Annotated in this window: 15 protein-coding genes; 8 read left to right on the forward strand and 7 right to left on the reverse strand. The window is 39.9% G+C overall.

What is annotated here, in order from left to right; genetic code table 11:
• Positions 1-36: 36 nt before the first annotated feature.
• The 5 genes from CUU64_RS15315 (at position 37) to CUU64_RS15335 (ending at position 4,332) form a co-directional block, all read left to right on the forward strand.
• Complete coding sequence (locus CUU64_RS15315; protein ID WP_101634516.1) at positions 37-1,056, forward strand: FecCD family ABC transporter permease; 1,020 nt, start codon at positions 37-39, stop codon at positions 1,054-1,056.
• Positions 1,056-2,066 (forward strand): FecCD family ABC transporter permease, encoded by a 1,011-nt coding sequence (locus CUU64_RS15320; protein WP_374702727.1) that lies wholly within the window; start codon positions 1,056-1,058, stop codon positions 2,064-2,066. The genes CUU64_RS15315 and CUU64_RS15320 overlap by 1 nt, the downstream gene beginning before the upstream one ends.
• A 12-nt stretch (positions 2,067-2,078) precedes the next feature.
• A complete protein-coding gene (locus CUU64_RS15325) occupies positions 2,079-2,864 on the forward strand; it encodes an ABC transporter ATP-binding protein (RefSeq protein WP_101634457.1) in 786 nt (261 codons plus the stop codon).
• A gap of 13 nt (positions 2,865-2,877) precedes the next feature.
• Complete coding sequence (locus CUU64_RS15330) at positions 2,878-3,591, forward strand: hypothetical protein (protein ID WP_101634458.1); 714 nt, start codon at positions 2,878-2,880, stop codon at positions 3,589-3,591.
• Between the two features lie 342 nt (positions 3,592-3,933).
• Entirely contained in the window at positions 3,934-4,332 is a 399-nt protein-coding gene (locus CUU64_RS15335) for a rhodanese-like domain-containing protein (protein ID WP_101634459.1), read from the forward strand.
• A 404-nt stretch (positions 4,333-4,736) separates the two neighbouring features.
• Here the strand turns inward: CUU64_RS15335 and CUU64_RS15340 are convergent, their stop codons facing one another.
• Both CUU64_RS15340 and CUU64_RS15345 read right to left on the reverse strand, forming a co-directional pair.
• On the reverse strand, positions 4,737-4,928 hold the full coding sequence (locus CUU64_RS15340; protein WP_101634460.1) for a hypothetical protein: 192 nt from the start codon (positions 4,926-4,928) through the stop codon (positions 4,737-4,739).
• Positions 4,929-5,769: 841 nt separating this feature from the next.
• Positions 5,770-6,300 carry an IseA DL-endopeptidase inhibitor family protein gene (locus CUU64_RS15345; RefSeq protein ID WP_101634461.1) on the reverse strand — a complete coding sequence of 177 codons (531 nt, stop codon included), beginning with the start codon at positions 6,298-6,300 and terminating at the stop codon, positions 5,770-5,772.
• Between the two features lie 475 nt (positions 6,301-6,775).
• On the opposite strand from CUU64_RS15345, the gene CUU64_RS15350 reads away from it, so the two are divergent.
• Positions 6,776-7,567, forward strand: coding sequence for a hypothetical protein (locus CUU64_RS15350; RefSeq protein WP_101634462.1), 792 nt, complete (start codon positions 6,776-6,778; stop codon positions 7,565-7,567).
• An 83-nt stretch (positions 7,568-7,650) separates the two neighbouring features.
• Here the strand turns inward: CUU64_RS15350 and CUU64_RS15355 are convergent, their stop codons facing one another.
• From CUU64_RS15355 to CUU64_RS15375, 5 genes are read right to left on the reverse strand one after another with little or no spacing between them, the layout of a single operon-like run.
• The gene (locus tag CUU64_RS15355; protein ID WP_101634463.1) at positions 7,651-8,184 is read right to left on the reverse strand and encodes a 1,2-dihydroxy-3-keto-5-methylthiopentene dioxygenase; all 534 of its coding nucleotides are present in this window, start codon (positions 8,182-8,184) and stop codon (positions 7,651-7,653) included.
• Between the two features lie 25 nt (positions 8,185-8,209).
• Positions 8,210-8,872 (reverse strand): methylthioribulose 1-phosphate dehydratase, encoded by a 663-nt coding sequence (gene mtnB, locus CUU64_RS15360; RefSeq protein WP_101634464.1) that lies wholly within the window; start codon positions 8,870-8,872, stop codon positions 8,210-8,212.
• Positions 8,869-9,546 (reverse strand): 2-hydroxy-3-keto-5-methylthiopentenyl-1-phosphate phosphatase, encoded by a 678-nt coding sequence (locus CUU64_RS15365; protein ID WP_101634517.1) that lies wholly within the window; start codon positions 9,544-9,546, stop codon positions 8,869-8,871. The genes mtnB and CUU64_RS15365 overlap by 4 nt, the downstream gene beginning before the upstream one ends.
• An 8-nt stretch (positions 9,547-9,554) precedes the next feature.
• Entirely contained in the window at positions 9,555-10,769 is a 1,215-nt protein-coding gene (locus CUU64_RS15370; RefSeq protein WP_101634518.1) for a 2,3-diketo-5-methylthiopentyl-1-phosphate enolase, read from the reverse strand.
• Between the two features lie 33 nt (positions 10,770-10,802).
• Positions 10,803-11,969 carry a pyridoxal phosphate-dependent aminotransferase gene (locus tag CUU64_RS15375; RefSeq protein WP_180954628.1) on the reverse strand — a complete coding sequence of 389 codons (1,167 nt, stop codon included), beginning with the start codon at positions 11,967-11,969 and terminating at the stop codon, positions 10,803-10,805.
• 183 nt (positions 11,970-12,152) lie between these two features.
• Here CUU64_RS15375 and mtnK point away from each other — a divergent pair, with 183 nt between their 5' ends.
• A complete protein-coding gene (gene mtnK / locus CUU64_RS15380; protein ID WP_101634519.1) occupies positions 12,153-13,379 on the forward strand; it encodes an S-methyl-5-thioribose kinase in 1,227 nt (408 codons plus the stop codon).
• Complete coding sequence (gene mtnA / locus CUU64_RS15385) at positions 13,372-14,430, forward strand: S-methyl-5-thioribose-1-phosphate isomerase (RefSeq protein ID WP_101634466.1); 1,059 nt, start codon at positions 13,372-13,374, stop codon at positions 14,428-14,430. The genes mtnK and mtnA overlap by 8 nt, the downstream gene beginning before the upstream one ends.
• The last annotated feature ends 64 nt before the right edge of the window (positions 14,431-14,494 follow it).

Consider the following 14,494-nt stretch of genomic DNA (forward strand, 5'->3'; position numbering starts at 1 on the left):
ACAATAGGAAGGCTGAATGTAGTGGGGAAGGACCAAATGGAAGAAACCAATATACCAGCAGGGCGAACTGTACGAACGGGATGGATTATGCTAGCTGGAATCATTTTTCTTGCTGCAGCCTTTGTTATTTCTCTCAGTTACGGCTCAACAAATATTGAAATAAAAACGGTTTGGCAGGCTATTTTTAATTTTCATCCGGAGCTCAAGGAACATCAGGTGGTTCATGAAATTCGATTGCCAAGAGCCATAACAGCGGCCATAATTGGGGCTTTTCTTGCGCTTTCTGGGGCAATTATGCAGGCTTTGACTCGAAACCCCTTAGCTGAGCCCGCAATAATAGGAGTATCACACGGAGCTGCCTTTGCACTAGTAGTTAGTTTAACGATTTTCCCTGGCATTTCCCGGTCGGGATCTATTCTAATATCCATGGCAGGGGCAGGAGCCGCCGTGGTGCTTGTCTTTTCCCTTACAGCTGTCTCAAGAGGAGGAATCGCGCCGGTAAAACTGGCTCTTGCCGGGGTTGCGATTGGCATGTTTCTTAGCTCTTTAACTTCTGTGATTGCCATCCATTTTGATGTCGCGAAGGAGCTTAGTTTTTGGTATGCCGGTAGTTTAGAGGCTTCTGATTGGGACGGCATTAAGATGCTTGGAGTGGTCGGAGCAATAGGGATAGCGATCGTTATGATCCTGGCCCGAGCTTTAACCATATTAAGTCTGGGAGCTGAAGTGACGAAAGGTCTTGGAATCAACCTACAAATCGTGAACATGCTGGGGGTCTTTGCCGTTCTTCTGTTGACTGGGAGTTCAGTTGCTGCTGCCGGAACGGTTTCCTTTGTCGGTCTTGTTGTTCCACATATAAGCCGGATGCTGGTTGGTCCGGATTACCGTTTTTCCCTTCCTGTAACAGCGGTCTTTGGCAGTTTGCTGTTGGTACTGGGGGATATTGGCTCAAGAATGATCAATCCGCCTTACGAAACGCCAATTGGAGTAGTGACTGCGGCAATAGGTGTTCCATTCTTTCTATATTTGGTTAGAAGCGGAAGGAGCAGATTATGATAAAACAGAAAAAAGACCGTTTCAAGTGGAATATCCTGATTTTGCTTGGCCTCCTTTTGCTATCCTGTCTTATAAGCCTGAATCTTGGTGCTGTATCTATCGCCCCAACGGAAGTGTTTCAGACTTTCCTTGGAAACGGATCAGCTCAGCAGGAATTAATTTTGTTTCAATTTCGTCTTCCTGCCATTGTATTAGCGATTATGGTTGGCGCGGGGATGGCTATATCCGGCTCGATTTTACAAAGCATTACTCGGAATGAACTTGCTGATCCAGGTATCCTGGGCATTAATTCAGGTTCAGGGCTTGCCGTTATTATTTATATCACTTTTTTTCAAACTGTAGCTGGAGGTCTCAGTTTGGCAGGTACCTTCATTCTGCCTATTTTTGCATTTCTGGGAGCCCTATTGACAGGCGGCCTCATTATGGGGCTGTCATGGAAGAAGGGGATTCATTCTAGCCGTTTGATACTGGTGGGAATCGGCATAAACGCAGGATTAAGTGCCGTTATCATCGCCTTGCAATTAAGATTAGAACCCAATGATTTTGTAAAGGCCATGGTTTGGCTGTCAGGTGACCTGTGGGCGACCCAATGGCCGTATGTATGGGCGTTATTTCCTTGGTTTATGATTTTATCTATATATGCACTATTAAAAGCTCATACCCTAAATATCATGAATCTCGGAAGCCAAATGGCGAGCGCTCTTGGTATCCGTTCATTGCGAGAGCGCATCATTCTCCTTATAATTGCAGTCGCACTTGCCGGCCTTGGAGTAGCAGCGGGGGGAGGGATTGCTTTCTTAGGATTGATCGCTCCACATATTGCACGCCGCCTAGTTGGTCCAAAACATCAATTATTGCTTCCAATTGCTTCAATAATTGGCGCTATCATATTAGTGCTGGCAGATACGATCGGGAAAAATGCATTATCCCCTACGGAAATACCGGCAGGGCTGGTAGTTGCTGTTGTCAGTGTTCCGTATTTTCTAGTTTTATTAATGAAAAGTAAATGAGGAGGTTGACGGATGACAACCCTGTCAGCAGAACAATTAACGATTGGATATGAAGAAACTACGATTGTCCGGGATTTGGACTTGAATGTTAAAGCTGGCCAAATTACTGCTATTATTGGACCAAATGGCTGTGGAAAATCGACAATCCTGAAAACGATGGCTCGGTTGCACCCGGCAACTTCCGGAGCAATCTATCTTGACGGGAAAGTAATCCATCAAACTCCTGCAAAGGAAGTCGCAAAAAAACTGGCCATTTTGCCGCAGGGCCCAGAGGCAGCAGAAGGTTTAACAGTTTATGATTTAATTTCCTATGGACGTACTCCCCACCAAACCGGGTTTTCACGCCTGAAAAAGCATGATCGGGAAATGATAGATTGGGCACTTGATGTTACAGGCTTAGTTGATTTGCAGAAACAGGCTGTCGAGACACTTTCCGGGGGACAGCGGCAGCGGGCCTGGATTGCCATGGCCATCGCACAGGAAACGGATTTACTAATGCTGGATGAGCCAACAACCTACCTGGATTTAGCCCATCAATTGGAAGTATTACGGCTTTTGGAAAAAATCAACCAGGAGGATGGCAGGACCATCATCATGGTCATACACGATTTGAATCAAGCTGCAAGATTTGCCCACCAGTTGGTTGCTCTGAAAAATGGAAAAATTGTTAAGGAAGGCTCCGCAGAAGAGGTAATGGATCGGGCTGTACTCAAGCAGGTGTTTAATATAGATACAGAGATAGTAGTCGACCCAAGAACCGGGAAGCCAGCCATGATTTCATACGATTTGATTAAATAAAGGCGGGAACAAAATGCAAGAAGTAGCGATTTGGAAAGAACTCGAGCGCTTTAATATCCTTTGTGATGAAAAAGTATCAGTTGAAAATTTTGCTAAGGATTTATCATCCGTGTTTGAGCTTGCACAGCAAAGAACGAATGCATCAAAGCCTCATGCTATGGCCTCGGTCCTAATGAGAAATGCTGCATTTGTATATGTATCCCAATTATTCATCTTAAGCAAGTATCGTATGAAATGGTCAGGAGATTACGGAAAGGTTGGCCTTTTAGATGGGGATGTAAATGGAAGGTGGTCACCTATGTGGGTTTTTCCTCAAGGTGAATGGGTTCCCGTGGAAGGAGACGCAGAAACACATTCCGCACTTCAGACATTAATCTGTGATCAATGTAGGCAGCTAATAAAAGCAGTAGCGAAGGCTACAAAATCCTCACCATTCGTACTATGGGAAAATGTGTGGGGATATATGCTTTGGATGTACGTGCAGCTATTTCAAGAATCTAGTGACATTGCGGACCGGGCGAGGAAAGACATTGAATATTTTTTACGGGATGAAACATGGAGGGGGTTGGAACGAAGGTCTCCATTCCAAAAGTTCTTAACTGGTCAAACGCCTGAAGAAAGCATGGCAAATTATGCACGGATTACTTGTTGTCTTTATTATATGATTCCAGGCAATGATAAATGCCCGTATTGTCCAAAGGTTTCAAATGATCGGTGCCTGATATAATCTTCAAATTAATGCAGCTTACTTTTATGAGTTCATGAAACAAAGGAGATCACTTTTATGTGGTCCTTTTTTCTAAGAATTATTGAAGGCATTGGAGAGAAAGGAATAAACGTAATGTTGCTTTGCTTAAGGCCATTCACGGTATTTGATTGATCCTGAACCTATGTATACAAAATTCACTGAGTAATTGATTATTTGAGGAAAAAGATTGATTAACCGAAAGAGGCGGATTCCATATTCTCGATAAATGATGGAGCAATATGTTTGTATTAATGGGTAATATTGGCGTATGATAAATATTATTATTCCTTTACATGGTGAATTTAGATAGGAGGATACAAAATGGCAAAAACATTTAGAGAAATGGTGGAAGAAGCTCGTGAAAATGTTCCAGGCATTAGTTCAGCGGATGCTCGTGAAAAGATAAAGGAGAATCCAAATACTTTAGTAATTGATGTACAAGACGCTGCAGATGCAGGTGCGTGCGGGTTAATTCCTAGCAGTCTCAATATTTCACTTGGCATGCTGCCAATCAGGGCAGACCTTGAGCTCCCTGAACATTTGCGGGAACCACAGTTAGCTGATCGAAACCGACCTGTATTGGTGACTTGTGGTGCGGGCGGGCAAGCCACACTTGGAGCCTATCTTCTTAAACAAATGGGATTCACTGATGTAGCCTACATCCAGGGAGGAACTACAGCTTGGAAAGAGGCTGGTTTTGAGGTAGTCGGAAACGAATAAAGAAAATGATTGAATTGAGTATATATAGAGCAGGTTACTCGAAAAGGCTGTAATTATTCCTTTTTGGGTAACCTTTTTCATGCATTACACGAGTTTTTTTACGTGGAAATATTTTATTAAAAACCTCAGCAGAATATATGATGAGAAATACTGTTCAGTCAGTATATGAATTGGCAGAAGGCTAATTAATAGGGTGATATAAAAGAGGAGAGTTGGGATATCTGAATTAATGTTCTGTTAATCAAGCTTTCTGCAATATTCCAGACAACAAGTAACGGGGAGAGATAATGGCATAAATAATTTAATTCGTATAACAATCGGAACCTGAGAAGCAAGAATGGGTGATTTTCAAATTTCCAATCTTGCCGCTCAGGTTTTTATTTTAGCTTCACAAGAGCGGAAAATTAACCTTGGATATTTGGATATTTCTCTAAAATATCATTTAAATAACCTAAGTCCTTTACGGGTACATCTTTTTTATGAGGGCATTGTACATGTGTAAGCGCATTAGTTTCATCTATTATAATTAAGTCGATTGCTTCTAATTCTTTTTGGCATGATGCGCATTTCATAAGCTGTAAGTTATATATATTCATAAATAAATATTCTCCCTTTTTTTTCTTAGAAAATTTATTCTTTATGTTTGATTATTTATCCTGCATGTTCACAAAATTGACAAAACTGAAAATAAGAATTTCATTTGGGTCCTTTGTTTCTAAATGTTGGAGTCTATGTACGATTCAAAAAGGGCATGAGTAATGCAATTGTATATACCTGTTAATCTCTGCACCAAGATAAGTGGAAGGGTCCATATATTAGACTATTAAAAAATTTCGATTGCCAGAGAATGATAAGTAATCAGACAATGAAGGTTATTTTAGAATACAGTATAAAGACAAAAGGGGATGTTTTCAATGGTTAAACTGCATATTAATGCAAATGATTTTGGGTATAGCAGCAGGGTCCATTTGGGATTATCGATAGCCATCTCTAGGGAATCGTAGCATTCAACGACAATTATGTGAAGATTCCGGGGGCAGAGCATTCGGTTGAATCGGGAAAAAAGAATCCGGGCTTGCAGGTGGATATTTATATTGTCTTCACATACGGATGCTTGCAGGAGCAAATTTTCCGTCCCAGGTGATCGAAGATCGCAAATTTAAATTGAGGGAACATTGAAAAGCAAGTGATATTTCTATGGAGGAGTTGGAAAGGGAATGGGTCTTCTTACAATCTTACCAGATTCTAACGAACTTGAAATAATTACACTCGTTACATTGCCTGAAAATACACGCTTTTTTAATGGGTAAACCGATTAGTACTGCATCGCTTATTGTACAAAAAAACCGTGAACATAAAAGGTTTTATGTTAGTAAGGATTTTTAAAATATGAAAAAGCAAGGTTGTATATTTGACCTTGCTTTTCTGGGCTATTTCTTATTGGACCGCATCAAACTTGTTTACCTTCCAGCCAGAGGACGTTTTGTAGAAAGTAACCGTCCGTTTGACGCTTCCTCCTTCTACATCAGGAACTGTAAAAAGATAAGAACGGACATTAGATCGCTGATAAACCAATTTGGCCTTTGCTTTCTTCCATTCCAGCATCCCGTAGCCGTCTCCGACAGGGCGGGCCAAATTTCCCTTATACGTAATATATTTATAGTTTGTTAACCCTTTTTGTATAGCGCTTATAGTAAATGTTGCTGACAGGTATTTAACAAGTTTATCCTTAGTATTGAATTCAGGGCAAATATATGAATATTCCATGCCTTTGTAATGAAAGCTTTTTTGTAAACAAGAGCGGCTTATGTACCCATGAAGTGCATTCCAGTAACGGGTGCTGGCATTGTCGGCTATTTTTATCGCGTTTGCGGCAGACAAATTCTGTGCTGAAGAATCTGCTGAAACTCCAGAACTTAGGGAACATAGGAATAGAATGGATAATAGGATGGCAGTGAGTCTTTTCATTTTTTTCTCTCCTATCTAAATGAGTTACTGTGTAACATATTTTTTAATAATATTACAAATGTTACATTTATATTACAACAATTGAGGGGAAAGAGAAAGAAAAGTTTATTAGTATAAAATATATTTTTGTTATACCCTAAACTCCACGCGTTAAACCTTTTCAATATAAACGGAAACTTTTATATAAAGGGAAGCCAAATCATTTCATTATCTAATTCGTAAGTTTTAATGTTGAGATTTTTACTGAAAAAATTAAATGGAATCAACAATATTTTAAATACATATGGTGCGTTTTTGAAAAGCTTAGATAAAGAGAAAAGGTGTGTGCTCAAAAGGGTTTTCATATCTTTAGGGATCTCCCCTTTTATTTTTACGTGAACCCGGATAAAGTCATAATAGTGTTGTCACTGAAATAATGTAAGCTTAGGGAAGTGTTACATTAAGGTGATTTTCCGGGATAGAAGGTGAATCAATTTTGAAGTTAATAAATGAAAAAAGTAGTCCTTGGGGATATAAGAAACACAATGACGAGAGTATTGACCCTTTAGATTTGATTGGAATACAGGAAAGGTGTTTATTTATTGGTGTTAGCGTAGGTTGCAGCTACCAGAATGAAAGAGACTGTGTGGTACTCATGTATAAGGATAGAACAAAGTGGGAATTGAAGGCAAATGAAAATGAAGATGCGTTCGAATTTTTATATCGTAATATTAAAAAATTCTCCAAAAACAGATATAAAAAAACGAATAGTACTTTTTTAAAAGAATATTTAATTTTGACCTCTAATGCTTGTTTAAACGTACCGGTAAAACCAGAATATTATACTCGTGACGTAGACCTTGTACAGTATGGTAATAATCCGATTCGTCAAAGATGGCAGTCTGAAAGTTATCTAAAGATTACTGATTGGTTAAATCATTTTCCAGTATCGGGAGCATCAAAGCGAGTGTTCTTGGAAACTAATCCTATTAGTAATTTTCCTTTCTACATTAAGGAAATAAGAGATATTGAGAAAGAAAAGTCTTTTTTAACAGAAGCGTTTATAAAAATCAGTGGGTTGTCCGGCTCTGTTCCAAACATTAGAGGGTGGAATGAAGAAAATTTTAAAGATGATTTTTTCCGGGATGCTTTTGTATCAATGCTAGTATCCATGGCGTATTCGAGATGGAAATCAAACGATAAAACAGGAAACGATGACTTTCTGAAAATAATTGTAGATCATGACGGCATTTATTGGCTTCTTGACCACGCACCTATCAATCAATAATCACATGTATAATGTCCAATATGAAAAGCCTCTTTCACATGAAAAAGGCTTAGTGTTTTCTTTACAGCTTTGATAAACCTCTATTATTTTTTGAAGTCTGGGTCTTCAAAAGGATGAGCTACCCAGCCAGTGGCATCGATAAATAAACGCACGGCCACTACTTGGCGGTTCTGCATTAAAGTAAAGAAATGGGGAGTATTGACCGGTACAGAAATCACGTCTCCAGCGGACAATTCTACATCAAAATAACCGTTATCCCCCTTAATTGTAAATACACCATTGCCCGCAGTAATGGCACGAACTTCATCTTCGGTATGCACATGAACTTTTTCGAACTTCGTCAGAAGCTCGTCCAAATTAGGAGTTGCTTCCGAAAGGGCAATAATGTCCCATTGTTCATAGCCGCGCCGTTTGGCAAGAGATCTGACCTCAGAATCAAAGACTGCTAAAATCTCCCTTTTTTGCTCATCGGAAAGGATAAAATTCTCACGTAAATGTTTTGGTAACTTGTCCATATCCCAATGCTCGTAAAGAACCCCTTGTTTATCCAAAAATTGTTTTACTTCTTGCTCTTCTGACAATCTTGTATTGGTATTGCGCAATAGAATGGTTGCCATTGTAACAATCTCCTTTTATAAGTTTTTACAAAGTTTCATTGTTTTTTTTAAAAAGAAGCATGTTAGTTTGATATTCAAATAAAAACTCAAATGCTTCTAAATGACGTTTAGCAGCGAAGTCACTGTCTCCCCATACATAGATCCCATGATTATGGATCAATACGCCTGGCACCTTCGGGTCAATGACTTTCCTGACTTCTTCTGCTAATTTAGGAATATAGGCATGATTTTCTATAATAGGTACGGAAATCGATGCATTTTCTTCCCAAATATCAAAAGCTTTAATCATTTCGTGTCCCTTAAAGGTCACTTTTCCTTGATGATTGTAAAAGTGGGAAATAAGGTTGTTATAAATGGTATGAATATGAAAGATAGCTTTACAATCAGGGACTGATTGATAAATAGAGGTGTGGATTAACGTTTCAGCAGAAGGTATTAACTTGGTAGGGAACACGGGATTTCCATCAAAATTGACTAAAAGAAAGTCCTCTGGCGTATGGCGCGATTTGTCCTTTCCGCTAGTTGTTATCGCGATAACGTGCTGGTTATTCTCTCGGGAACTGTTCACAAGAATGGATAAATTCCCGCTTGTTGCCGGAAACCACCTTTTTTCCGATAAGGTTGCTTTAACAGCTTGTAACGTTTTAAAAGCATACTGTATTTCTTCCAGATTGATTTTTTCAGTTATACGTCTTCACCCCAGTCATCGTTCATCTGGTTTAAGATGGTAACCACATCAAAAAACGAATGGAATTCTTCATAATGAAGAGAATGTTCTTTACATTTTTGTACGAGAAAATCCCTTGCAATGACAAGGTCAGCCATTTTTGCTACTGCCAGGTCTGTAATACTGTCCCCAATAACAATCTTCATGGAATCGTCAAACGCAAGTGAACGAAGGATGCTTGGTTTGCACATGCCGCACTTGTTGCTGCATTGCACATCGCAGGGAAAGGGCCAGAGAATTTGTATATGCTTGCCGCTGAAATCACTGGCATTACAATAAATATCCTGTTTTGACAAGGAAAAGTTTGACAAAATAGGGAAAACGAAAAAGTCTATTCCTCCACTTGTTACGAGCAAGCGGATGTTCCGTTCTTTACAGTATTGGATAAATTCACGAAATCCTGGTCGAATCTTGGCTGTATTAATAGAAAAACTAGTGATTTCCTCACGGCAGGATGCAGGCAATAACCCAAACATCCGACCGACTCCTTCACGAATGCTAATTCGTCCACTTAAAATATTATTCTTTATCGGTTCCCAACCGGGAGGATTGAAATGTTTCATTATTTGAATGATGTTGTCATTTTCGGTAATCGTTCCGTCAAAATCACAAAAGATGATCATTTTTTTAAAGATCGGCACGGTTATATTGCACCCCATTTATTGATTGCCGCTAGAAGTTCAGGAGATTGTTGTGCTTCTTCTTCAAGTGTACGACCTTTAACGACAGCCTGTACAGCATCAGCAAATGCTTTCCCTCCAGCTGCGGTTCCTCTAGGATGCCCGTGAATTCCTCCTCCGGCATTCACAATAAAATCTTCACCAAAATCACGGTACAGCGTTGGAACGAGACCAGGGTGAATACCTGCGGAAGGTGTTGGAAAAGCGGGAAGATGAATGTTGCTGTGAGATTTCAATTGTTCTGCTATTTTAAGAGCTTCATCTTTGGGAATGGCTACTGAACCATAAGGAGAGGGAAAGAGAACTATATCAGAACCTAACAAACGCATTAATTTACCCAAAAGAAGCGGAGTTGATAATCCATAATAACGGGATGGATAAATAGCACCGGAAAATGCAGGATGTGCCATGATTGGTACATTCACGTCAGGATCAGCGGCTATTCGGTGGAGTATATCAAATCCGTATGGGGCTACATTCAGCAATAAACAAGAAGCTCCCGCGTTTGAAAAATACTTTGCTTTTTCCACCATCTCAGTAACTGGACCGGTTAAGTTCACCGCATAAAGCACTTGCCTTCCGTTTTTTTCTTTTTGGCGTTGATTCCTTTTTTCAAAAGCAGCGATTCGTTTCAAAGCTGGTGCATAATCATCCCGAAAAAAAATCTCGTCGTCTTTAATTAGATTGACTTGTCCATCCAGCTGGTTTTGATATTCTGTTTCCAGTTCGTCAAAAGGAAGGCCGATACATTGTTTGAAAATGCTCATGAGCAGTGGACGATCATAAACATTGACCAGCTTTCTAACACCTTTGATACCAAATTTTGGGCCGGGAAACTGTGAGAGGAGCGAATCCGGCAAGTGCAAGTCTAGCAATTTAATCCGGCCATCCATAGAAAGCTTGCCAAAAACTGTTGTGAGGATAGATGGAATATCCGGATTCAAATTAACAAGCGGGTAACCAATCTTTAACACGGCCTTCGGTAATTCATCTGAATTTTGATTGAAGACACTAATATCTATTACTTTCCCTACATGCGGTTGCATCTGATCTTTTCTTTGCTGTGGGAGTTCAGTCCAGGTTCCGACCGTAAGTCCTACTGCAATCTCTTGTGCTTTTTTGTGAAAGTTTAGTTGCCCATGAACCAAATAGGTAGCAATGACATAATCCGGGTCAATTGTCACAAATACTTCACCTCCTGAATAAATCGTTTAAAAGATAGATAATTTAGAAATGCGTTGCAGAGCTTCCCGAATGCGTTCCTCTTCAGAGAGCAATCCTACTCGAATATACCCATCTCCATAAGCGCCAAATCCGATTCCTGGAGCAACCATTACTTTTGCTTGTTCCAATAGAATGTCAGCAAACTGGCTTGAGGTAAATCCCTTTGCGACGGGCAGCCAAGCAAAGAAAGAGCCTTTAGGAAGCGGAGCATCCCAGCACAACTCTTTTAATTCGTCAAACAAGGCATTGCGCCTCAATTCGTAGGTGTTGACTAGCTCACGGACACATTCCTGTGAGGATGTCAAGGCTGTTACAGCCGCGTCCTGGACCGCTCCGAACAAACTGACGAAATAATGATCTTGAATTTCATTGATCAAGCGAATCAGCTCTTGGTTTCCAAGGGCGAATCCAACCCTCCAACCAGCCATATTATACGTTTTTGACATCGTATAAAATTCGATGCCAACATCCTTCGCACCTGGCCGAGATAAATAGCTGATCGGTTTGTGTCCATCAAAGCCAATGGCTCCATAGGCAAAATCATGAGCAATAATAATATTATGTTTTTCTGCAAAGCGAATGGCTTCATCAAAGAATGTACTGGTTGCACAAGCTCCCGTAGGATTTGAGGGATAATTAAGAAACATTAATTTTGCCCGTTTGCATTGGTCTGGAGTAAGGATTGAAAAATCGGGAAAAAATTCGTTTGTGGCTTGAAGCGGCATTTGGATCATTTCAGCGCCAGCAATGGCAATTCCTGACCAATAATCTGGATAGCAGGGATCTGGTACAAGAGCCGAATCTCCTGGATTTAGCAGGATTTGCGATATTTGGACGAGCCCTGTTTTTGCTCCAAACAAGATGGCCACTTCTTTTTCAGGATCCAATGTAACACCATGCTCGTTCTGATACCAAGTGCAGATGGCTTTCTTCAATTCTAATTTCCCTGAAAACGGAGGATATTTATGATTAATAGGATTTTCTGCAGCCCTGTTTAACGAGTGAATAATATGAGACGGGGTAGGCAGGTCTGGATTGCCTTGTCCAAGATTAATAACATCATAACCAGCCTGAATAAACCCATTCACCTTTCCAACCAATGTAGAGAAAAATTGTTTTGGCAGTCGATTCACTTGTTCAGATGGATAGATTATAAGTTTTTTATTTAGAATATCGATTCACCCCTCTCTTAAAAATAACATATGATACAGTACCTTTTTTGTGAATAATTGGTAAAAAAACAATTAGTTGTCCTGCTTTTACTAGAGTAATAAATACACTAGTGGATTTTGCTCAGGAAAAGGTTCAAAAAGGAGAGGGGGACACAAATGTCAAATATAGGTTACCATGCACTAAATGAGATGGAGGCTATACAATATGTTAGAAAGATTGCGGGTATATTTCCGGAAAATGCCCAACTTATTTGCAAAGAAATAGGGGATGGGAATTTAAATCTAGTATTCCGTATTATGGAACAGGGATCGGCAGGAAAGAGTATTATTATGAAACAAGCCCTCCCATATGCCCGCATTGTAGGGGATTCTTGGCCTTTAACATTGGACAGGGCGCGTATTGAGAGCGAGGCATTACTGATACAAAATAGTATTTGTCCAGGCTTGGTTCCAAAAGTTTATCATTATGATAATGAAATGGCGTTAACAATCATGGAGGATTTATCTACCCATATCATTATGCGCAAAGGGCTGACCGCACGTAATCGTTATCCTTATTTTGCAAGACAAATTGGGACATTTCTTGCCAGAACTCTGTTTTTTTCCTCAGACTTAATGTTAGATTCCCACCACAAAAAACAGAAAGTGAGGCAATTTATAAATCCTGAATTGTGTAAAATTACAGAAGAACTTGTTTTTACTGATCCATTCTATGATGCAGAAACGAATCAATTTAACCCGTTAATTAAGGATGATATAAAAGATATTTGGGGTAATGACGAGCTCAAACTGGAAATTAGCAAGTTAAAAGAAAAATTCCTCACTCATGCCCAGGCACTCATCCACGGTGATCTTCATACAGGCAGTATAATGGTCACCGAAACGGATACGAAAGTGATTGATCCAGAATTTAGCTTTTATGGGCCAATGGGTTTTGACATCGGAGCTTTGATTGCGAACCTTTTACTCAGTTACTGCTCTCATGAAGGTCATACCCTCGATAAAACAGAACGGCTTCATTATCAGGACTATCTGTTAATGACAATAGAGAATATTTGGACAATTTTTGAAGAAGAATTTAAAGCCTTATGGCAGGAAAATGCAAAAGGATTATATGTCTCGATACCGCGATATAAAGAAGATTATTTGCTACGATTGCTACATGATACTGCAGGATTTGCAGGGTGTAAAATGATGCGTCGGGTGATCGGACTAGCACATGTTCCTGATTTGGAAAGTATAAAAGATCCAGAATTACGGGCAAGAGGAGAAAGATTAGCCCTTGCGGTTGGACAAGTACTAGTACTAAAGCAGGGGACAGTAAGTAAAATTACTGATCTAACAACATTAGTAAGGAACATCGATACTTGGGAGGTAGGGGACGATTCATAAGTCGATTCAATCACTTCAGTGGAAAAATGATCAGCTCATTTTACTGGACCAATCGCTTCTTCCGGAAGAAACGGTGTTCCTGTCTCTGTCTACTATAGAAGAAGTTTGGGAAGCGATTCGCTATCTTAAGGTACGCGGTGCCCCTGCTATTGGGATGGCAGCAGCTTATGGCCTTTATATAGGGATTCAAAACACACAGGAAAGAGATATAAATTCTTTCATTGAGGATTTGGAAAAAAAATCGGACTATTTATCCTCAGCCCGGCCGACGGCAGTTAACTTGTTCTGGGCACTAAAACGATTAAAAGAGAAAGCTTATGATGGTCAAAAGAAAGGAATAAATGTAGAGAAAATCAAGAAAATTCTTCTTAAAGAGGCTATTGAGATTCAAGAAGAAGATGAAAAAGTTTGTCGGAAGATTGGTGAACACGCGCTTGGCTTATTTCAAGACGGAATGGGTATTCTCACACATTGTAATGCAGGAAGCTTGGCAACTGCGCTATATGGAACGGCAACTGCTCCATTTTATATCGCCAAAGAACGAGGGTGGAATCTAAAGATTTTTGTCAATGAAACTCGTCCAGTTCTTCAGGGGGCACGTCTTACCGCATGGGAATTGCAGCAGGCAGGGATTGATGTCACCCTTATTTGTGATAATATGGCAGCCGTGGTCATGGCAAACCGTTCTGTACAAGCTGTTATTGTTGGAACAGACCGGGTGGCTGCCAATGGAGATGTTGCCAATAAAATAGGAACCTACATGGTAGCTATTTTAGCGAAAGAGCATAAACTCCCATTTTATGTCGCCGCTCCATTTTCATCTATTGATTTAAGTACACCAACCGGAACAGAAATTCAAATAGAAGAACGTTCTGGGGATGAAATTATATATGGATTAGGGAAAAAAATTGCACCGGAAGGAATCAAAGTGTTTAATCCTGCATTTGATATCACGCCTTATTCACTTGTAACAGCCTTTGTAACCGAAAAAGGTATTGTATATCCTGATCAGGCAGGCCGATATGACAACGTTCTTCATAATTTAAAATAGATGCAGTCATAACTATGATGGTGGGGCTGTCCGAAAAGTAGTGTTTTCAGCACAAATGTTAAAA

The organism is Bacillus sp. V5-8f, from assembly GCF_002863565.1.
Taxonomy (GTDB): domain Bacteria; phylum Bacillota; class Bacilli; order Bacillales; family DSM-1321; genus Peribacillus.